This is a genomic window from Paenibacillus sp. LjRoot56, from assembly GCF_964253335.1.
In the GTDB taxonomy this organism is placed as follows: domain Bacteria; phylum Bacillota; class Bacilli; order Paenibacillales; family NBRC-103111; genus Paenibacillus_E; species Paenibacillus_E allorhizoplanae.
Genome location: NZ_CAXURV020000002.1, coordinates 1077947 through 1098278, shown reverse-complemented (window position 1 = coordinate 1098278; position 20332 = coordinate 1077947). Strand labels below are relative to the sequence as shown.

Genomic DNA, 20332 nt, shown 5'->3' with positions numbered 1-20332 from the left:
TCACGAACCGCAGATGTCATGCTTACCATGTAATGATTCAAGGACTTGCATAAAGATTAATCTTTCTGTATAAATATACACGATTTTAACGCAATCGTATAGATGCTTCTCGTGATTTGGGCTTTAAAATTAAGGCTATTTTTTGAACTTAGGAGTACACAACTTTACCCGAAGCGATCGTGACAACCGGCCAACCTTGCAGTTCCCAACCGATGAACGGGGTGTTCTTGCTGCGTGATACGATTTCTTCTTTCAGAACGGCTTTCGTTGTATCCAGATCAACGATTGTAATGTCAGCCGCGCTGCCCACTTCTAAAGTTCCGTATGGAAGACCGAATACGTCAGCAGGCTTTTTGGTCATGCGATCCACTAGGAATCCAAGAGTCCATTTGCCTGTAAGTACAAATTTTGTATACAGCAAGGAGAAAGCTGTTTCGAATCCAAGGATTCCGAATGGTGCTAGCAACATGCCTTTGGCTTTCTCTTCTTCTGTATGCGGCGCATGGTCTGTCACGATAATGTCGATCGTGCCATCTTCCAACGCTTCGATAACAGCCTGTACATCACGAGGTGTGCGAAGCGGCGGGTTCATCTTCCAGTTCGCGTCCATCCCTGGGATGTCTTCTTCTGAAAGAAGCAGATGATGCGGGCAAACCTCAGCAGTTACCTTGATGCCGAACTGTTTGGCATGACGGATCAAACGAACCGACTGCTCTGTGCTGACGTGACATACATGGTAGTGTACCCCAGTTGCTTCCGCTAGCAATACGTCGCGGCCAACATGAATCGCTTCGGATTCATTCGGGATACCTTTCAAGCCATGCTTTGTCGCGAAAGTACCTTCGTTTACTGGCGCTCCTACAACCAATGTGTCATCTTCGCAGTGTGCGATGATTGGCATACCGAGTGATGCGGCAAGTGCCATGGCATCCTTCATCATTTGCGCGCTTTGAACCCCTACGCCATCGTCCGTGTACCCGATAACGCCAGCTTCTTTCAATGCTGCGAAGTCAGTCAGTTCACGGCCAAGCTCGTTCTTCGTGATCGTACCGTAAGGAATGACGCGTACAACGCCTTCTGTTGCTGCTTTATCTAATATGTAATTTACCGTATCTACGGTATCAATAACCGGTCTTGTATTTGGCATGCAAGCAATCGTAGTAAAACCGCCTCTTGCCGCAGAACGTGTTCCAGTTGCAATGTTCTCTTTATGTTCGAAGCCAGGTTCTCTCAAATGCACGTGCATATCAATGAAACCAGGTGATACAAGCTTGCCAGCAGCGTCAATGACTTCATGACCCGCTGTTTGCGGAATTTCGCCATTAGAAGCATCAACAACCTGTGCAATTTTATCATTTTCGACTAAAACATGTTTCTTAGTTTGTACATTATTCGCATCAACGGTTAGTCCGTTTAGAATCCAAATTCCCATCTTGTGAAATCCTCCTCAAAGTTATGATAAAGCTCGTTCAATGACAGCCATACGAATCGGCACACCATGAGCAATTTGTGTAAAGATCTTGGACTTCTCATGTTCCACGAGTTCATCATCTAGTTCCACATTGCGATTAACTGGAGCAGGATGCATGATGATCGCATGAGGAGCCATGCGGCTTGCACGTTCTACTGTTAAGCCATATTGTGCGCGATATTCCTCAGCTGAGTTCAGCAACCCTGTGTCATGACGTTCTAATTGCACTCGAAGCATCATAACGACATCAGCTTTCAAAGCCTCTTCGAAGGACACATACGGTGCGAACTGTGCCAACTCTGGAGCCTGCATACTTGCTGGAGCACAGAATTGAACTTTCGCTCCCAACGCGATTAAGCCCCAGAGGTTCGAGCGAGCAACGCGGCTGTGTAGAATGTCTCCGATGATGGAGACCGTCAAACCTTTGATAGCGCCGAATTGCTTGCGCATTGTATAGAAATCAAGCAACGCTTGCGTTGGATGCTCGTTATTGCCGTCCCCTGCGTTGATGAGCGGGATTTTGATTGTCTCAGCTAGCTCTTGCAGCACACCATTAGGCTTTAGTCGAATCACACCAGCATCAATCCCCATGGATTCAAGCGTGCGAACTGTGTCGTAGATGGACTCGCCTTTTTGAACACTGGATTCTGCCGCGGAGAAATTCAGGACATCTGCACCAAGGCGCTTTTCTGCAAGTTCAAAGGAGAAGCGAGTTCTTGTACTATTTTCAAAAAATAAGTTGGATACGAATTTGCCTTGGAATTGGTTATTCACTTTGTTAGGGCTTTGTTCCCAATAGGCTGCACGATCCAGAATGCTTGTGATCTCCTCTGCACTAACGCCTTTCAGTCCCAAGAAATGTCTAGTTGTATATGTGCTCACGCTACTCACTCCTGTTTCCCCCTTTGGATAATAACTTCATCTTTATCATCAATTTCCGTTAACATCACTTCAATGCTCTCACTCTTGGACGTCGGTACATTCTTGCCCACATAATCAGGCCGGATTGGAAGTTCCCGATGCCCTCTGTCTACAAGGACAGCCAGTTGAATCATTTGCGGTCTGCCTAAGTCAATTAGCGCATCCATCGCGGCTCTTACCGTTCTGCCGGTATACAGCACATCATCGAAAAGGATGATTTTGCGATCTTGGATTTGCATTTTGCCGCCTTCTTGCACGTTCTCCACCGATCTGACTTTCACGCGATCATCGCGATAAGACGTGATGTCAATCTCTCCCACTGGAATCGGTACGCCTTCAATTTCTAGAATCCGTTCTGCTACTCGCTTCGCTAAGTAAATGCCTCGGGTCCGAATACCAATCAAGGTACAATTCTCTACACCTTTATTCTTTTCCAGTATCTCGTGTGCAATCCGCGTAAGTGCTCTGCGAATTCCCATTTCATCAATAATGGTGTGTTCGGTGGTCTCATTCATCGTTTTCGCCTCCTGGCTAAACTATCTTCGTCAGCATTCACATACGTTTTCTGGTGGTAAAACCAAAAAACTCCTTGCCCAATTCTTGGCAAGGAGTTTACGAGTGCATAAAGAGATAGAGCGGGGCTATAGGATGCGCACATCCGTAAGCTTGCTGAATTCTCGATTCAGCATTACCCGACTTTTCTTATCGTTTTACCTTGCCAGCCTCTCTGGACTGTTTTTAAAGGCACATATGTAATTAAAAGAATTATGCCACTTTCGACAGGATAAGTCAATGTTTTTTGATCTTCTTTTTTTGAGCAAAATCAAGGCCATGTGTTATAATTTACATATAAACTCGCTTTTTCACCTAGGAAATCCCAATTCATCGAGGTTACAAAAATAAGGAGGAAACTATGTTCAAATTGTTTAGGTATTTGAAGCCTTACCGGGTTTCCGTGGTTGCAATCATTACATTAATGTTATTGCAATCGCTTGCTCAACTGTACTTACCAACTTTACTTGCAGACATTGTAGATGTCGGTGTAGTGAAAGGTGATGTAAGCTACATTCTACGATTTGGCGCTTATATGCTGCTAGTCGCCATGGGAGGCATGGTCTGTGTCATGGTGGCCAGCTATTTGCTAGCTAAGACGGCAACCGGCTTTGGAAGAGATCTACGCCGTAAGCTCTTCTCTCATGTCGAGAGCTTCTCCTTGCATGAATTCGATAAGCTTGGAACCTCTTCCTTGATTACTAGAACAACAAATGATATCGCACAGGTACAACAATTAGTTGTCATGATGCGAATGTTCATTGGTGTACCTACCATGCTCATTGGTGGTGTCATTATGGCATCGTACAAAGATACGAATCTCGCAATTGTCCTTTACGCTGTAATCCCCATCCTTGTCCTTGTTATTGCAGTTATCATGCGTAAGAGTTTACCTTTATTTAAAACCTTGCAAATTAAAATCGATGGCATCAATCTTGTTCTGCGCGAACATTTAACGGGTATACGTGTCATCCGTGCTTTTAACCGCTCGAGTCATGAGAAAACGAAATTCGAACGAGCCAATCAAGACTTCACGCAGACTGCCATCAAAGTCAACACGATCATGGCTACGATGATGCCGATCATGATGCTTGTTTTTAATCTCGGCATTGTTGTCATCCTTTGGTATGGCGGCATTCGTATTGATAACAATCAGATGCAAATTGGAGATTTGATGGCTTTCATCCAATATGCGATGCAAATTATGTTCAGCATGTTTATGATGACCATGATATTCATGATGATTCCACGAGCTTCCGCTTCCGCTGTACGTATTAATGAAGTCCTTGCCATTCAGTCCAACATACATAATGCAGACAACGCACAAACACTCCATGAGGACCAAACCGTGGTTGAATTCAATCAGGTGACTTTCAGTTATCCTGGTGCCGAGCAGCCCGCTATTCATGATATTTCATTCCGTGCTAAACCTGGAGAGGTAACAGCAATAATTGGAGGAACCGGTTCCGGCAAAACGACGCTCATCAATTTATTACTGCGATTCTATGATGTGGAGTCCGGTGCAATAACGTTGAATGGCCAACCGTTACCTTCCCTTTCCTTGGAGAGTGTTCGGAATCAAATCGGCTATGTGCCACAGAAGGCTGTCCTATTCTCAGGTACAATTGCGGATAACCTCCGATTCGGCAATGATGACGCCACAGATGAAGAGCTCTCCGCTGCAGCTTCTACAGCACAAGCTGCTGACTTCATTCAAGGTATGAAAGATAACTTCCAAGCTACGCTCGCACAAGGTGGTACTAATCTATCAGGTGGTCAGAAGCAACGCCTTGCCATTGGACGAGCACTTGCACGTAAACCGAACATTTATATTTTCGATGACAGCTTCTCTGCCCTTGATTTCAAAACTGATGCTAAGCTTCGTGCTGCGCTTAAATCAGAAACTGCACGAGCTACTATGATTATTGTCGCTCAACGTGTGAGCACTATTATGGATGCGAATCAAATTATCGTTTTAGATGAAGGAAGAATCGCAGGTATAGGTACGCATAGTGAGCTTATGAGAACCTGTGAGGTTTATCAAGAAATTGTTGCTTCTCAGCTATCAGAGGAGGAAAGTGCATGAGTGAGAAACCCAAAGAACCACAGCGACCCGCAGCTGGCATGAATCCAGGTTTTATTGGTCGTGGCGGAATGGCTGGCATGGGGATGCCTGTCCAGAAGGCGAAGAATTTTAAAGGTACTCTGAAGAGACTCATGACTTATATGCAGCCTTTTCGTGTGTCCATATCCTTTGTACTCCTTGCAGCCATATTAAGCACATTATTTAGTATTATTAGCCCAAAATTAATGGGTAACGCAGTTACGAAGTTATCTGAAGGTGCTATCGGCAAGATGAAAGGCATCGCAGGTGCCAAAATAGATTTTGATGCGATCCTACAAATCGTACTCATCCTTGCTGCCCTCTATATTTTTAGCTCCATATTATTGTATATCCAACAACAAATCATGGTAAAAGTTACGCAGCGCATTGTCTTCAATCTACGCCGAGATATTAGTGAGAAGCTAACGCGTGTTCCACTCTCCTTCTTTGATGCAAGAAGCCATGGCGACACCATGAGCCGCGCTACGAATGATGTGGACACGATCAGTTCCACGATGCAGCAAAGCTTGACGCAGTTGATTACGTCCGTTGTCACGTTAATAGGGATCATTATCATGATGCTGACAATAAGTCCTCTGCTCACATTAGCTACTATTGTTACCCTGCCGCTCAGCATATTAGGAACCAAAATGATTGCTACCCGCTCTCAGAAATATTTCAAAGGGCAGCAACGAACGATTGGCGAGCTCAATGGGCATGTCGAAGAAATGTATACAGGACATACGATCGTTAAAGCTTTTGGAAGAGAAAAGCAATCCGTTGATAAATTCAATGAAATTAATGATCGGCTGTATCATTCTGGATGGAAAGCACAATTTATTTCAGGTCTTATCTTTCCTTTGATGTCCTTTATCGGGAATATTGGTTATGTACTCGTTAGTGTCATCGGTGGCATCATGGTTACTCATAACGCCATTAAAATAGGCGACGTTCTCGCCTTCATTCAATATTCGGGTCAATTTGGCATGCCGATCACACAAGTCGCAAATATCGCGAACGTGATTCAGTCTACGATCGCAGCTGCAGAGCGTATTTTCGAATTATTAGATGAGACAGAAGAAGTTTTAGAGAACAAAGTGACGGATTCCGTTACTCACGTGAAGGGGCATGTCCAGTTCGAAGATGTTTCCTTCGCCTACAAAACAGATACACCGCTTATCGCCAACATGAACATCGATGTGAAGCCAGGGCAAACCGTTGCGATCGTTGGACCCACTGGCGCAGGCAAAACAACGATAGTCAACCTGCTCATGCGTTTCTATGAATTAGAGAGTGGCCGAATTTCCATCGATGGTGTGGACTCACGGAATATGACTCGCAGTCATCTTCGTGGACTATTCGGTATGGTACTGCAGGATACTTGGCTCTTTAACGGTACCATCCGCGACAATATTGCTTATGGTCGTCATGGCGCTACCGAGGAGGAGATTATAGAGGCTGCACGCGCGGCTTATGCAGATCATTTCATACGAACACTGCCGGATGGGTATGATACGATTTTGAATGAGGAAGCGTCCAATCTATCCCATGGTCAAAAGCAATTACTCACCATTGCTCGTGCGGTTCTCGCTGATCCTCCGATATTGATACTTGATGAAGCAACGAGCAGTGTTGATACACGGACGGAAGTGTCTATTCAACGAGCTATGAACAATTTGATGGCAAATCGCACTAGTTTCGTCATTGCTCATCGGTTATCTACGATCCGAGAAGCTGATCTTATTCTTGTGATGAATCAAGGAACTGTCATTGAACAAGGTACTCATGGCGAGTTGCTCGAACAGCAAGGCTTCTATGCTGAACTCTATCAGAGTCAATTTGCACAAAAAGCTGTCTGAAACAGATTGGCTCAAACGCCTCCTTTCTGCTAATATAGGAGAGTCAATCATAAATTAGAAGGAGATGTCACCATGACCGAAATGAATACCCTAGAAATTATCCAGTTTATTAAAGAAAGCAAAAAGAAAACTCCGGTGAAAGTATATGTAAAAGGAAACCTTGATGGTCTTGAATTTGGCGAAGGCAGCCAATCCTTTATTACTGGCGGGAGCGGAGTCGTTTTCGGCGAGTGGAGCGTACTTCAACCTATTCTAGAAGCTAACAAAGATAAAGTTGTTGATTTCGTAGTTGAAAACGATCGTCGTAACTCTGCTATTCCTATGCTAGATTTGAAACACATCAATGCTCGCATCGAGCCAGGCGCTGTTATTCGCGATAAAGTACATATCGGCGATAACGCGATTATTATGATGGGCGCGCTCATCAACATCGGTGCTTCCGTTGGTGATGGCACGATGATCGACATGAACGCTGTTCTTGGCGGACGTGCACAAGTAGGTAAAATGTGTCACATTGGCGCTGGCGCTGTTGTAGCTGGTGTTATCGAGCCACCTTCTGCTCAACCTTGTGTGATCGAAGATGACGTTCTTGTTGGCGCTAACGCGGTTATCCTAGAAGGCGTACGCATCGGTAAAGGTTCTGTTGTAGCAGCAGGCGCTATCGTAACGCAAGATGTTGAAGAGTACACAGTGGTTGCAGGTGCACCTGCTCGCGTTATCAAGAAAGTAGACGACAAAACTAAATCCAAAACCGAAATTCTAGCAGACCTACGTACCCTATAAGGTGAACTAGATCTGGAGGAAATCGTTATGCTTAGCCCTTTTGTAGAGCTGCGACGTCAGCTTCATCAAATCCCGGAGCCAGGATTTCAAGAGTTCAAAACGCAGCAACTTCTTCTTGAGCAATTGGCCAAGCTGCCGCAGGATCGTCTGACGATCCGTACATGGCGTACGGGCATTCTAGTTTATATCAAAGGCTTAAACCCTAGCAAACGCTTTGGCTACCGCGCCGATATGGACGGGCTTCCTATTACGGAAGAGACCACTCTACCCTTCCCCTCTCAGCATCCAGGCTATATGCATGCATGTGGGCATGATTTTCACATGTCCATTGGGATGGGAGTTGTGACATACTTCACAGAGAATCCTATGCAGGATGATCTTGTTGTGTTGTTTCAGCCGGCTGAAGAAGGTCCTGGCGGTGCATTACCGATGCTAGCTGCAGAGGAATTGCAAGATTGGATGCCAGACCAGATGGTTGCGCTCCATATTGCGCCAGAGTATCCTGTCGGTACAATTGCTGTCAGACCTGAAATCTTGTTCGCCAATACATCAGAGCTATTCATTGATTTGCTTGGAAAAGGTGGCCATGCGGCTTACCCGCATCAAGCGAATGATATGATCATCGCGGCAACGCAGATGGTTGGGCAGCTTCAAACCATCGTATCCCGAAACGTGAATCCGCTGGATTCCGCCGTGATAACGATTGGCAAAATGGAAGCTGGAACGAAGCAGAATATTATCGCGGAGAAGGCTCGCTTAGAGGGTACGATTCGCACATTGTCTGCTGCTTCCATGAACAAGATCAAGGGGCGCATCGAAGCGGTTGCCGCGGGCATTGAAGCTTCTTTCGAATGCCAAGTCACCATTGACTGGGGCTCGAATTATCGGCAAGTGTACAATGATCCAGCAATAACTGTGGAATTCATGGACTGGCTTCGTGGACGTGATAACGTTACGTTGTTCGAGTGTACAGAAGCCATGACTGGCGAAGACTTTGGTTACTTTTTGGAGAAAATCCCTGGCTTTATGTTCTGGTTAGGTGTGGATACACCGCATGGCCTGCATAATGCCAAACTTGATCCGGATGAGCGTGCCATCGATGTAGCTATCGATACGATTACGGCATACCTGCGATATAAGTCTAGCTAATATGAAAAAGCCTCTCGATCAACCACTAGGTTGATTGGGAGGCTTTTTTGTATAGTATATGTATGATTATACTAACTAACTCAACCTTCCAACTTTCCTCCACTGGTAGCAGTTAGAGTAAATAACTGGAATTGATGCAGCTAATTTGTGCAAAACACCTTCTAAAACACAAATAACTGGATTTCATGTAGCTAATTGTGCTCATTTTATTTAAAACTAGCCCAACCATTGAAATTAACTGCAGGTTTTCCATCTACTCTTTATTCCGGGTCTAAATCGAGGAATTTAACTGTATATTTTCCATTTATTGATGGTAGTTGGATAGCTAGAGGTATATCCGTTGTATTTTGTTGGCAGTTTAGGGGGTGGGTTGGGGGTGGGTTGGGGGTGGGGCACTGGGTGTGTGCCGTTTGCACTTAGGAGGCGGCAGCAGCTAATGGTCCCTCAAATAATAAAAAAACCACCGCTGCTACCAGCGATGGCTCCTTTCTACAACTTGCTTACAAATCGTTCAAGTCGATCCAACGATTGCTCCAGCACATCCTGTGCATAGGCATATGAAATCCGAATATAACCTTCCCCGTAGGAAGTGAAGGCATCTCCCGGTACGACTGCAACATGCTCTTCATGCAGCAGCCTCATCGCAAACTCTTGCGAGGATAAGCCGAATTTTGCAATAGACGGGAACAAGTAGAACGCGCCATCTGGCTTTTCTAGCTCAATTCCCATTGCGTTCAAACGATCGTAGACATAATCCCGACGGGCTACATAAGCTTCACGCATCGGAAGTGCATCGTCAATCCCTACCGTCAACGCCTCCAAGGCGGCATACTGGCTTACTGAGCTAGCGCAGGTCACGTTATACTGGTGAACCTTCACCATGTGCGCTGTGAGGTACGCAGGAGCCAATGTAAACCCTACACGCCAGCCTGTCATGGCATGAGATTTGGACAAGCCATTAATGACGATTGTCTTTTCACGCAACTTACCGACTGTCGCAATGGAACGATGTTGCACGCCATATACCAACTCGCTATAGATTTCGTCGGATAAAATAAATAGCTCCCGATCAGCCAATAATTCGGCCAAATCAGCAATTTCCTTCTCCGTTAGCACCTGACCTGTCGGGTTAGACGGATAACAAAGAATGACACAGCGGGTTTTCTCTGTTAGATAGGGTTCCAATAGCTCAGCTGTTAATTTTAAGCCACTCTCTCTTGTGTCCACATAGACAGGAACGCCACCAGCTAAGTGAATTAAAGGCTCATAACCAGGATAAATCGGTGCCGGAATGATAACTTCAGCCCCTGGTGTCAAAATGGTTCGCAACGTGATGTCAACCGCTTGACTAGCACCCGCTGTGACGATAATCTCATCAGCCGCTCGATAATTCTGACTATACTTGACCTTCACAAAGTTAGAAACAGCTTCTCTAAGTTCGATTAAACCAGGGTTTTGCGTATAGACCGTTTTGTTTTGGTCCAATGCTCTTTGTCCCGCTTCGATGATATGCCGCGGCGTAGGGAAATCAGGCTGCCCAATCGTTAAGGTCAAAGCTCCCGGAATCGTACTGACTAGGTTCGAAATTTTACGAATACCTGATATTTGAATATCTTTTACTTGCGGGTTAATCAAATGCTCCAACACTATTAGCTCTCCTCTCTCCCTTGAACAAGAACTATGTTGTCCGTATCGTTGATATTAGGTTCTCCATATCAGGTGGAATTGGCGCTTCAAACTGCATCCATTCCCCTGTTCGCGGGTGTTTAAAGCCCAGAATCGCCGCATGTAAGGCTTGACCGTCCATTAACATGCCTTTGCTCTTACCATACATCGGATCCCCAACTAACGGATGGCCAATGAATTTCATGTGTACTCGGATTTGGTGCGTACGACCTGTTTCCAGCTTTAACTCTACTAAAGTAAAATCACCAAATCGTTCGAGAACAACGAAGTGCGTTACCGCGGTTTTACTATTTTTCTCCGTAACGGTGTACATCTTACGATCATGAGAATCGCGTCCAATCGGCGCATCGATCGTCCCTTGATCATGTTGAATATATCCGTGTACCAAAGCGATGTACTTGCGGTTAACGGTATGTGCCTTCAATTGCTCAGCAAGGCTTGCGTGAGCTTTATCATTTTTGGCTGACATAATTAAGCCTGAGGTATCCTTGTCAATTCGATGCACAATACCTGGCCGAAGCTCACCATTAATGCCGGATAAGTCCTTGCAGTGGTACATTAACGCATTTACTAAGGTACCCGAGTAATGTCCAGGCGCAGGATGAACTACGAGTCCACGCTGTTTGTTAATGACGATCACATCGCTGTCTTCGTACACAACATTTAGAGGGATGTTTTCAGCCAGCAACTCCACACCTTGAGGCTCTGGAATCACTAGCGCAATCACATCTTGTAAGGACAATTTATAATTGGGCTTTACTGCTTTCCCATTCACCTTAACATGACCATCTTTGACCCATTGTTGGACAAGTGTGCGAGAAATATCTTCCTCCAACGCCTCTGTAATAAACTTATCAATCCGTTCGTTGGCATATTGATTTTCTACTGTCCATTCAATTGCCTCTTGCGTCACGGACTCAGGTGAGGTCTGGTTTGTGTTCATGTGTTGCTCCTTTTTTCTCTTTTCGTGAAGCTAGAATGGACTCAATAAAGATCAGGATAACCCCGACAACGATGCAAGAATCCGCTACATTGAAAATAGGGAAGATGTAATCGACTTCTTTGCCGAAAAAGTTAAAATCGAATGTAAACTGGAAGAAATCCACGACTTCTGCAAATAAGGCCCGGTCAACGAAATTGCCGAATGCTCCTCCAAAAAGTAAACACAAGGCGAAAGGTAACAACACCTTGCCTTCACGAATGGTCCGTTGCATGTACCAAACAATACCGCACAGCACAAGTATAGTTACAATGATGAAAAACCAACGTTGATTTTGTAAAATGCCGAAGGCCGCACCACGGTTACGATGGGATGTAATCATGAAAAAATCCCCGATGACTGGACGTTCTTCACCGAGCGGAACTTTCTTCACAATGATCCATTTCGTAACTTGATCTAGAATGAATGCAAGAAGTGCATACAGGTAATATTTCAAATATTTCATCTAAGAGTACCTCCTACATTGTGAAAAGCTTGTACATTCCTTTTTTTCAAGGAATTACCTCACTAAAAAAAGCGGTCTATCGGCATCATAAACGGTATGAATGAGCTGTTAGAAGGGAGCTGTATGACCTATGAGCCATTTAACCGATGAGCAATTACAATCCTTATATGTACAACTGTTGGAGGAAAAGGTTGCACTTGAAAAGCACTTCGCTTCGAATGATCAATTTGGACTCGCAAATTCATTCTCAGATTCCATAGGCGAGCTTTCCATGTATGATAATCATCCCGGGGATATCGGGTCCGAAGTTTTTGAACGAGCCAAAGATATTTCGCTTAATGAACACGCAGAGATGCATTTACAACAAGTCAATGAAGCTTTAGCACGTATGGAAAGTGGCGAATATGGCATTTGCGTTTTTAGCCATCAACCTATACCGTATGAACGCCTAGAAGCCATTCCTACAACTCTATACAGCATAGAACATGTCCCTGATCCCGACCAATCGTTCCGGCGCCCTGTTGAAGAGCAGGTTCTTTACCCGCCTTTCGGGCGTACTAGCTTCGATGAGAAAAACAACGAAACCGAATTTGACGGTGAGGATGCCTGGCAAATCGTTGAAAGCTGGGGAACTTCAAATACCCCCGCTTTCGCTGAAAGCAACCAAGTCGAAAGCTACAATGACATGTACATTGAAGCCGACGAGTTGGAAGGCTATGTAGAGTCATTCGAAAGCTTTGTAGCCACTGATCTCTACGGTGAACATGTTACCATTGTACGAAGTAAAGCTTACAACGAGTATATGCACAGCGATGAAGGCGACCCTTTTCTTGAACCCGAAAGAACTGCCGATTTAGACGATGAATAAATACAATAAATGACCCTGATTAAAAACAGGACAAACGAGCTTCGCATTTCGCGCAAGCTCGTTTGGTTCCTCTACTCGTGATAATGAGCAGTCACAACATCATTACATCTGACGCAGAGTGTTGGATGCTCTTTACTGTGCCCAACCTCTGGCGTCACTATCCAACAACGCTCACATTTCTCACCGTCTGCAACAGCGATGGCAATTGCAACATCTTTGGACTGAAGTGCACCTTCTGGTACAGAAGTACCAACTGGGTGCAGGTTAACAGCAGACACGATGAACAACTGATCCAATTGCTCGAATTGTGTCAACAAAGCAAACATCGCTTCATTTGGATACAAATTCACTGCTGCCCCTAAGGAATTGCCAATGACTTTCTCCTTACGCGCTTCTTCTAGCGCCTTCAGCACGTCATCACGCACTTCCAAGAAGGAATTCCATTTATTTTCCAATTGTTCGTTGTATACACTCGTTTCAACTTCGGGTAATTCAGCAAGTTGTACGGAGCTTAATTCCACACCTGGAATGTACTTCCAAACTTCATCAGCCGTATGAGGAAGAATCGGTGCAATAAGTTTCGTAATCGCAGTCAAAGCAGCATATAACACAGTTTGTGATGCTTTACGTGCTGGATCCTCAGCCGCATTTGCATACAGACGATCCTTGATGATATCCAAATAGAAGGAACTCATTTCGACCGCACAGAAGTGGTGAATCGTTTGATACACAACATGGAATTCATATGCTTCATAGGCTTTGATAACTTTCTCGATCATTCGATTCAAACGAATCAACGCATAGCGATCAAGTTCGGATAAATTTGTATAAGCAACACGGTCTGTAGCTGGATTGAACTGACTCAAATTCCCAAGTAGGAAGCGCATGGTGTTACGGATTTTACGATAAACCTCAGTTGTTTGGTTCAAAATATTGTCCGAAATTCGGTGATCGGACTGATAATCGACGGAGGAAACCCATAGACGAAGAATATCAGCGCCTAATTTGCCGCAAACCACATTCGGATCAATCGTGTTACCGATGGATTTGGACATTTTGCGCCCTTCGCCATCTAGGGTAAAGCCATGACTCAGAATGCCTTTATAAGGCGACTTCTCTCTCGTTGCCACACCAGTGATCAGGGAAGAGTTGAACCAACCGCGATACTGGTCTGAACCTTCCAGATACAGATCAGCAGGCCATTGAAGTTCAGGACGCGACTCGAGAACCGCAACATGACTGGAACCGGAATCAAACCAAACATCCATAATGTCCGTTTCTTTGCGGAATTCACCGTGACCACATTTCGTACAGCTAGTACCGTGTGGAAGAAGATCCTTCTCATCCTTGATGAACCAAGCATTCGAACCTTCTTGCTCGAATAATTGAGCAACATGTTCAATCGTTTGCTCGTTGACAAGTGGCTCATTACAGCTACGGCAATAGAAAATTGGAATCGGAACGCCCCATGCCCGCTGTCTAGAAATACACCAGTCCCCACGATCAGCAATCATGTTGTGAAGGCGTACTTCGCCCCACTCTGGCGTCCATTGCACTTGCTTGATTTCATCCAGCATCTCTTGTCTGAACTTATCGATCGACGCAAACCATTGCTCTGTTGCACGATAAATAACAGGTTTCTTCGTACGCCAGTCATGTGCGTATTGATGCTGAATGTCAGCAGCTTTTAGCAATAAACCTGACTCCTTCAGCTGCTCAATGATCAGCTTTCCGCCTTTTTCATAGAACAAACCTTCATAACCTGGTGCTTCAGCCGTAAAATGTCCTTGATCGTCCACTGGACAAAGTACACCGATGTTATACCTTTGACCAATTGCAAAGTCGTCTTCCCCATGTCCAGGCGCTGTGTGAACACAACCTGTACCCGCTTCTAACGTAACGTGCTCGCCAACCATAACAAGGGATTCACGATCGTAAAAAGGATGTTGGCAGGTAACAAACTCTAACTCACTGCCTTTTACCGTCGATAATACTTCGTATTCGCTCCAGCCAATTTCCTTAGCCGCTGCTGCAAGAAGTCCTTGTGCCAGCACATATTTCTTCCCATTCGCTTGAACGACTGCGTACTCGAATTCAGGGTGTACTGAAATCCCTAAGTTCGCAGGTAATGTCCATGCTGTTGTTGTCCAGATGACGATGGCTGCATCTTCAGGCAGCTTGCCTTTGCCATCCTTTACTGGGAACGCCACATAGATGGATGTTGAAGTTTTCTCTTTGTACTCGATTTCTGCTTCAGCTAAGGCGCTCTCAGAGGATGGAGACCAGTAGACAGGCTTCAACCCTTTGTAAACAAAGCCCTTCTGTACCATCGTACCGAACACACGAATTTGTTGTGCTTCGTAGCCCGGTTGCAGTGTGATATACGGGTTTTTCCAATCTCCACGAATACCTAGACGTTGGAATTGACTCTTCTGCTTCTTAACAGATTGCAAGGCGTATTCTTTGCAATATTCACGGAACTCCGGAACCGTCATTTTCTTACGATCGACTTTCCCGCTATTTGTAATCACTTGCTCGATTGGTAAGCCATGTGTATCCCAACCTGGCACATAAGGCGCGTCGAAACCTTGCAGTGTTTTGAAACGTACGATAATATCCTTGAGCACCTTGTTTAGTGCGTGACCGATATGAATATCGCCATTCGCGTAGGGAGGCCCATCATGTAAAATGAACTTCGTTCTCCCCTTACGACTTTCTTGTACCTTCGCATAAATGTCTTCTGCTTCCCAATGCTCTTGCATTTTCGGCTCTGCCTGCGGCAAATTACCTCTCATGGGGAATTCTGTTTGTAATAGGTTTAATGTTTTTCCATAATCCATTTTTACCACTCCACTCCTGGTTCAATCTATCCTAGTCTAAAAAACAAAAAAAGCCTCTCATCCCAAAAGGGACGAGAAACTCAACTCGCGGTACCACCCTCGTTAAAAAGCATCATGAACACGCGCCTAAAGGCGAGTCGAACAGAGCTTCTTCACTCGATCATGTGTAACGGCATGACCCGTTTCTCCCTACTCATTTCAAGAGACGCTCCTGGGGGATATTCGGTACGCTGCAGAGATTAGGCTCACACCAAAACCCTAATTCGCTGACACTGCTCTTAAACGCCCTACTCGTTCCAGTCATAGCTTTATTGCGATACATTTAACAGGAGTATACCCAATCTGGCAAGCATAGTCAATAAGAGAGAACTGCCCTTTGCCCTATTACTTCTCTTCAGCAGTTTCAAACTGCATACTTTGCCAGCCTTCTGTGTTTAATAATTCAAGCTGTGCTTCAAGTAAAGTCCGAAAGCGCGTACGATAAATGGAAGCTTGTTTCTTGAGTTCTTCGATCTCAAGAGCTACTTTGCGTGAACGCGTCAACGATTCATTAATAATCCGATCCGCATTTTTCTCCGCTTCTTTCAGTATTAACTGAGCTTCTTTCTTCGAATTGCTTCTGACTTCATCCGCAGCCTCTTGCGCTACAATGATCGTTTTGCTCAACGATTCTTCAATATGCGTGAAATGATCCAAACGCTCCTGCAAGGCCATCGATTGATTCTGCAAATCCTTATTCTCACGAATAAGCGCTTCATAATCCTTGATGACTTGATCTAGGAATTCATTCACTTGATCCTCATCATAACCACGAAACGAACGTGAAAACTCCTTATTATGTATATCTAGCGGTGTTAATGGCATCAGTGCCCCTCCTTAGCGTTTTGCGCAGCAAAACTGACTTCGTAAGCATAAGCTGAGCTTGTCTGAAAGCTAGCCTACACCCATGTCTATACAGTTCAGTTCGACAGAAAATTAGCAATTCCTGCAAAGTTCGTGGATAAATTATCCACGATCATGCAAACTTGCCAATCTTCACACGTATTCGACCTTTTTTCGATACGCCTTCCACTTCAAGCACTTTAAATCTACCAAAACCCTGCAAGGAGATCATATCGCCTTCTTTCAGTGGCTTGCTTGGATCTTCTTCCAACTTCCAGTTCACGCGACAACGACCAGCTTGGATCGGTATTAAAACTTTGGCTCGGCTAAGTCGGAATACATCGCTTACAATTCCGTCCATTCGCATGGAGGCAACGGATAGATGGAGCTCATCCAATTGCACTCGTGCTACTTCCAGCTTATCTAAAGAGAGCAATTCCGTTTGGACATGCACTCTATGTACTTGTGATAGATTCAAATGCAAATAGTCGGCTGCATCCTGCGTTACCAAGCAATGGCAGCCCCCCTCTATAACATGAATATCCCCAACCTTGTCCCGCTTCATGCCGAGTCCAAGAATGGCGCCCATGTAATCTCCGTGTTCTAACGTAAGAAATTTACCGTCGCCTGAAGAGACAGCTAACACAGCCATCGCCATGTCTTCACTATCCAAACTGCGGTAGTCAGGAGCAATAATAGCACGCTTACGCTCTGCTGTTTCATAGCCGCCATCAAGTCGGCAATGTACATCCGGGTGTCGATTCACGAGTGAATTCAGAATGAAAGCCTGTCTGGGATCGAGGAAATCGGTTAACTTCACAGCATGCTGCTCGGCAGCTCGCTCAACCCAATCCCAGGCTTTATCAACAAAATGATGCTCGTCTTGGTGAAAATGCCCATAAATATCCTTCGTCAAGACTAGAAAATCCCCACGATGAAATCAAGAACAGCAAAGATACCCATGACGACGAATTTCAATGCAATCAACGCCACGATTGGCGAGAGGTCAATGAAACCGATGCTTGGTATGATTTTGCGGAATGGAGCCAGATACGGTTCAACCAGCTTCGAGAGCAGTCCACCGACAAAACTACCACGAGCGTTTGGAAACCAAGATAAGATCAAGTAACCAATAATCATGAAATAATAAATTTCTGTCAAAACGCTTAAAAAAGAGTAAACGTTATCCACGTTGTTTCCCACCTCTGTCTATGTGTTTGGGGATATGCGTCTATTCCTCGCCCATCATCTCAGAGATATGACCATGAATATCTACTGAGTCTGGTGTACAGAGAAAAATATTCGGTCCTAGCTTAGAGATAGACCCATTCAATGCGTAAACCGTACCACTCAAGAAATCTACAATTCGGATCGCTTGATCGCCGCGAACTCGTTGCAAATTAACGACAACCGCTCTACGAGCACGTAGATGATCTGCAATGTCCTGTGTTTCCTCATAAGTGCGGGGTTCACTAAGGACAACGCGTGAATTCTTCTGTGAATGAATACTGACGACATTCGCCTTATTTTTATTACGTAATTCGTATGGATTGGTTTCAGGTTCTTCTGTTGCTTCTACAATCCGTTCACGCTCTACAATTTCTTCCTCTTCCTGAAGTCCCAGAAAGTTCATAAATCGGTTATATACACCCATAGCGCTTCCCTCCTATCGAAATCATCCCAATCGGAATCAAATTCCTAATGCCCTTTAGCCCTCTTTGCCTACTAATACAGTACCCAAACGAACCCAAGTTGCACCTTCTTGAATGGCCACGTCGAAGTCACCTGACATCCCCATAGAGAGCTCTTTCACTTCATAAGGGAACAACCTGCGTTCATTCAATTGATCCCGAAGTTCACGTAATCCTCGAAAAACAGGTCTCGTTTCTTCAGATTCTAACTCATAAGGAGCCATCGTCATCAATCCGCATACGCGAATATGAGCAAGCTTGCTTACTTCCTCAGCAAATTGGAAGAATTCATGAGGCGATACGCCATATTTCGTTTCTTCACCTGAAATGTTCACTTGCAAGAAACAATTGACTTCTATTCCCAAACCAGCTGCTTGCTTGTCCAACTCTTTCGCAAGCGACATCCGATCAAGTGAATGAATATAAGCAAATTTGCCAATGACATCCTTCACCTTATTCGTCTGCAAATGCCCTAGAAAATGCCATGTACCACGCTCATGCAGAGCTTCCCACTTCGGTTTTACATCTTGCCAACGATTTTCTCCAATATGTTGTAGACCGATGTTCAATACTTGTTCTGTCGTTTCTAAAGATACATATTTGGTTACTGCGATGATCTTAATGTCATTTTCTTGACGACCTGACTCCCGACATACAGTTGCTATCCGAGCTTCAACCTCTAGTTTGCGTTCTAATACGCTCATTCTCTCTACACCTCAATTCAAACACGTTGCCCGTTCCTTTCAACGAAGACCGATCCAAGCGATCATTCGCCCTGTGGAACCCCCTTCCTTTCGATGCGAAAAGAAGAGATCAGTTCGACAACTCGTACATAACTGAGTTACTTCGATATGGGACGACAAAATTCCTGCTTGCTCGATCAATTTTTGATTTAATAATTGCAAATTCAACATGTACTTCCCGTTGCCTTTATCGGTGATAATAGCTTCTTGTTCCTTAGGCAATATCTGTACTTCCTCAAAAACCAACCTAACGCGCGATGCTACCATCTGATCAACCTCATAGCAACAGGCACCAATTGAGGGTCCTATTGCTGCTCGGATATCAGATGGCTGACTACCAAAAGTATGTGTCATTAAGGATATTGTAGCCATGGAAATGTTTAACACAGTACCTTTCCAACCTGCATGAGCAAGACCTACTACACGTTGAACGGGATCATAGAAAAATAGCGGTACACAATCCGCAAATTGCGCACAGAGTACGATGCCTTTCTCCTTTGATATAAATCCATCCTTCGCTTGAAGAGCTGTTTCTCTGCTATTACGCCCCATGCCCTGCTCGTTCAGACTGACGATAGCAATGTCTTTCCCATGTACCTGCTCCGCGTATGTATAAGATGTAAATGGCTGCCCTACTGCGTCTGCAACGCGCTCTCGATTACGAACAACATCGTCCTGGTTATCATTCACGTGTAAGCCGAGATTTAATGTTGAAAAGGGGGCCTGACTCACTCCACCTAAACGAGAGCTGAAGCCAGCAGTAATCTCAGGGAATAATGACATCCACGAAGCTATAGGTAAAAGGACCGGATGATCCTCTTTTGAATGTAAGGATGGTTGTATGACAAATGGTTCCAATGTAAATCCCTCCAGCCCTTTTTGTTTATCTCTACTTTAGCACAAAATAAAAAGACACACGATGTCTGATCAGCTGCTATAGTGCTGATACAGCGTCCCCGTGTGTCCAACGTCAATTTTTAAATTGACGATTAAACTCATATACCACTTCAGTGTCGTCCGTTTGTCGATATGGCCGTACGTCTTCTAGCTTCACGAGCACAACGTCAGCACCAATTTTTACGATATGCTTCCAAGGAATGATAACATCGGTTCCTGTTCCAAACAATCCAAAAAAACGACTCTGATTCGGAACAACAATGGATTCGATTCGTCCTTGGCGCAGGTCAAGCTCCAAATCACTGATTTGACCAAGCTTTTTGCCGTCCACAATATTAATTACGTCCTTCGTCTGGAAATCAGATATTTTCATGAGGCCTATCACCACATATCTCATTAGAATTTGTACTGATTTTTTATTAGTATATGTGTCTTATGGGC

General features: G+C 44.7%; 19 protein-coding genes and 1 other annotated feature. Of the genes, 5 read left to right on the top strand and 14 right to left on the bottom strand.

What is annotated here, in order from left to right; genetic code table 11:
* Positions 1–148: 148 nt before the first annotated feature.
* Genes ACSQ8O_RS17265 through pyrR form a run of 3 tightly spaced genes read right to left on the bottom strand, consistent with a single transcriptional unit; the run spans position 149 to position 2907 of the window.
* The gene (locus tag ACSQ8O_RS17265) at positions 149–1432 is read right to left on the bottom strand and encodes a dihydroorotase (protein ID WP_436242675.1); all 1284 of its coding nucleotides are present in this window, start codon (positions 1430–1432) and stop codon (positions 149–151) included.
* 21 nt (positions 1433–1453) lie between these two features.
* The gene (locus tag ACSQ8O_RS17260; protein WP_436242674.1) at positions 1454–2353 is read right to left on the bottom strand and encodes an aspartate carbamoyltransferase catalytic subunit; all 900 of its coding nucleotides are present in this window, start codon (positions 2351–2353) and stop codon (positions 1454–1456) included.
* A 5-nt stretch (positions 2354–2358) separates the two neighbouring features.
* Entirely contained in the window at positions 2359–2907 is a 549-nt protein-coding gene (gene pyrR / locus ACSQ8O_RS17255) for a bifunctional pyr operon transcriptional regulator/uracil phosphoribosyltransferase PyrR (RefSeq protein WP_056612614.1), read from the bottom strand.
* Between the two features lie 398 nt (positions 2908–3305).
* Between pyrR and ACSQ8O_RS17250 the strand changes: the two genes are divergently transcribed.
* From ACSQ8O_RS17250 to ACSQ8O_RS17235, 4 genes are all read left to right on the top strand, one after another.
* Positions 3306–5030, top strand: coding sequence for an ABC transporter ATP-binding protein (locus ACSQ8O_RS17250; protein WP_436242673.1), 1725 nt, complete (start codon positions 3306–3308; stop codon positions 5028–5030).
* Positions 5027–6907, top strand: coding sequence for an ABC transporter ATP-binding protein (locus tag ACSQ8O_RS17245; RefSeq protein ID WP_436242672.1), 1881 nt, complete (start codon positions 5027–5029; stop codon positions 6905–6907). The genes ACSQ8O_RS17250 and ACSQ8O_RS17245 overlap by 4 nt, the downstream gene beginning before the upstream one ends.
* Before the next feature lie 72 nt (positions 6908–6979).
* Complete coding sequence (dapD, locus tag ACSQ8O_RS17240) at positions 6980–7690, top strand: 2,3,4,5-tetrahydropyridine-2,6-dicarboxylate N-acetyltransferase (RefSeq protein WP_436242671.1); 711 nt, start codon at positions 6980–6982, stop codon at positions 7688–7690.
* A gap of 27 nt (positions 7691–7717) precedes the next feature.
* Positions 7718–8839 carry an N-acetyldiaminopimelate deacetylase gene (locus tag ACSQ8O_RS17235; RefSeq protein WP_436242670.1) on the top strand — a complete coding sequence of 374 codons (1122 nt, stop codon included), beginning with the start codon at positions 7718–7720 and terminating at the stop codon, positions 8837–8839.
* Between the two features lie 489 nt (positions 8840–9328).
* On the opposite strand, the gene ACSQ8O_RS17230 is transcribed toward ACSQ8O_RS17235, so the two are convergent.
* From ACSQ8O_RS17230 to lspA, 3 genes are read right to left on the bottom strand one after another with little or no spacing between them, the layout of a single operon-like run.
* Entirely contained in the window at positions 9329–10483 is a 1155-nt protein-coding gene (locus ACSQ8O_RS17230; protein ID WP_436242957.1) for an aminotransferase A, read from the bottom strand.
* A gap of 34 nt (positions 10484–10517) precedes the next feature.
* Positions 10518–11468 carry an RluA family pseudouridine synthase gene (locus tag ACSQ8O_RS17225; protein WP_436242669.1) on the bottom strand — a complete coding sequence of 317 codons (951 nt, stop codon included), beginning with the start codon at positions 11466–11468 and terminating at the stop codon, positions 10518–10520.
* Positions 11443–11961: a signal peptidase II gene (gene lspA, locus ACSQ8O_RS17220; RefSeq protein ID WP_436242956.1), complete on the bottom strand. Its 519-nt coding sequence runs from the start codon at positions 11959–11961 to the stop codon at positions 11443–11445. Before lspA ends, ACSQ8O_RS17225 begins: the two co-directional genes overlap by 26 nt.
* A 139-nt stretch (positions 11962–12100) precedes the next feature.
* On the opposite strand from lspA, the gene ACSQ8O_RS17215 reads away from it, so the two are divergent.
* The gene (locus ACSQ8O_RS17215) at positions 12101–12838 is read left to right on the top strand and encodes a molecular chaperone DnaK (protein ID WP_236287569.1); all 738 of its coding nucleotides are present in this window, start codon (positions 12101–12103) and stop codon (positions 12836–12838) included.
* Between the two features lie 71 nt (positions 12839–12909).
* Here the strand turns inward: ACSQ8O_RS17215 and ileS are convergent, their stop codons facing one another.
* The 8 genes from ileS to ACSQ8O_RS17175 form a co-directional block, all read right to left on the bottom strand.
* Positions 12910–15678 (bottom strand): isoleucine--tRNA ligase, encoded by a 2769-nt coding sequence (gene ileS / locus ACSQ8O_RS17210; RefSeq protein WP_436242668.1) that lies wholly within the window; start codon positions 15676–15678, stop codon positions 12910–12912.
* 64 nt (positions 15679–15742) lie between these two features.
* Positions 15743–15991 (bottom strand) — a binding site (T-box leader).
* A gap of 71 nt (positions 15992–16062) precedes the next feature.
* Entirely contained in the window at positions 16063–16542 is a 480-nt protein-coding gene (locus ACSQ8O_RS17205; RefSeq protein WP_056612630.1) for a DivIVA domain-containing protein, read from the bottom strand.
* A 151-nt stretch (positions 16543–16693) separates the two neighbouring features.
* Positions 16694–17476 (bottom strand): RNA-binding protein, encoded by a 783-nt coding sequence (locus tag ACSQ8O_RS17200; RefSeq protein WP_436242667.1) that lies wholly within the window; start codon positions 17474–17476, stop codon positions 16694–16696.
* Between the two features lie 2 nt (positions 17477–17478).
* Positions 17479–17751: a YggT family protein gene (locus tag ACSQ8O_RS17195; RefSeq protein ID WP_157256863.1), complete on the bottom strand. Its 273-nt coding sequence runs from the start codon at positions 17749–17751 to the stop codon at positions 17479–17481.
* Between the two features lie 40 nt (positions 17752–17791).
* Entirely contained in the window at positions 17792–18214 is a 423-nt protein-coding gene (locus ACSQ8O_RS17190; protein WP_056612633.1) for a cell division protein SepF, read from the bottom strand.
* A gap of 54 nt (positions 18215–18268) precedes the next feature.
* Positions 18269–18955, bottom strand: a complete 687-nt coding sequence (locus tag ACSQ8O_RS17185) for a YggS family pyridoxal phosphate-dependent enzyme (RefSeq protein WP_436242666.1) — start codon at positions 18953–18955, stop codon at positions 18269–18271.
* A gap of 39 nt (positions 18956–18994) precedes the next feature.
* Positions 18995–19777 carry a peptidoglycan editing factor PgeF gene (pgeF, locus tag ACSQ8O_RS17180; protein WP_436242665.1) on the bottom strand — a complete coding sequence of 261 codons (783 nt, stop codon included), beginning with the start codon at positions 19775–19777 and terminating at the stop codon, positions 18995–18997.
* Positions 19778–19964: 187 nt separating this feature from the next.
* Positions 19965–20264, bottom strand: coding sequence for a YlmC/YmxH family sporulation protein (locus ACSQ8O_RS17175; RefSeq protein WP_056612638.1), 300 nt, complete (start codon positions 20262–20264; stop codon positions 19965–19967).
* Positions 20265–20332: the final 68 nt, after the last annotated feature.

What these genes read in the sequence shown, in the direction of transcription:
- ACSQ8O_RS17265 (WP_436242675.1), bottom strand. Translation starts at nt 1,432, where the DNA reads ATGGGAATTTGGATTCTAAACGGACTAACCGTTGATGCGAATAATGTA.
- pyrR (WP_056612614.1), bottom strand. Translation starts at nt 2,907, where the DNA reads ATGAATGAGACCACCGAACACACCATTATTGATGAAATGGGAATTCGC.
- ACSQ8O_RS17250 (WP_436242673.1), top strand. Translation starts at nt 3,306, where the DNA reads ATGTTCAAATTGTTTAGGTATTTGAAGCCTTACCGGGTTTCCGTGGTT.
- ACSQ8O_RS17245 (WP_436242672.1), top strand. Translation starts at nt 5,027, where the DNA reads ATGAGTGAGAAACCCAAAGAACCACAGCGACCCGCAGCTGGCATGAAT.
- dapD (WP_436242671.1), top strand. Translation starts at nt 6,980, where the DNA reads ATGACCGAAATGAATACCCTAGAAATTATCCAGTTTATTAAAGAAAGC.
- ACSQ8O_RS17235 (WP_436242670.1), top strand. Translation starts at nt 7,718, where the DNA reads ATGCTTAGCCCTTTTGTAGAGCTGCGACGTCAGCTTCATCAAATCCCG.
- ACSQ8O_RS17225 (WP_436242669.1), bottom strand. Translation starts at nt 11,468, where the DNA reads ATGAACACAAACCAGACCTCACCTGAGTCCGTGACGCAAGAGGCAATT.
- ACSQ8O_RS17215 (WP_236287569.1), top strand. Translation starts at nt 12,101, where the DNA reads ATGAGCCATTTAACCGATGAGCAATTACAATCCTTATATGTACAACTG.
- ileS (WP_436242668.1), bottom strand. Translation starts at nt 15,678, where the DNA reads ATGGATTATGGAAAAACATTAAACCTATTACAAACAGAATTCCCCATG.
- ACSQ8O_RS17205 (WP_056612630.1), bottom strand. Translation starts at nt 16,542, where the DNA reads ATGCCATTAACACCGCTAGATATACATAATAAGGAGTTTTCACGTTCG.
- ACSQ8O_RS17190 (WP_056612633.1), bottom strand. Translation starts at nt 18,214, where the DNA reads ATGGGTGTATATAACCGATTTATGAACTTTCTGGGACTTCAGGAAGAG.
- ACSQ8O_RS17185 (WP_436242666.1), bottom strand. Translation starts at nt 18,955, where the DNA reads ATGAGCGTATTAGAACGCAAACTAGAGGTTGAAGCTCGGATAGCAACT.
- pgeF (WP_436242665.1), bottom strand. Translation starts at nt 19,777, where the DNA reads ATGTCATTATTCCCTGAGATTACTGCTGGCTTCAGCTCTCGTTTAGGT.
- ACSQ8O_RS17175 (WP_056612638.1), bottom strand. Translation starts at nt 20,264, where the DNA reads ATGAAAATATCTGATTTCCAGACGAAGGACGTAATTAATATTGTGGAC.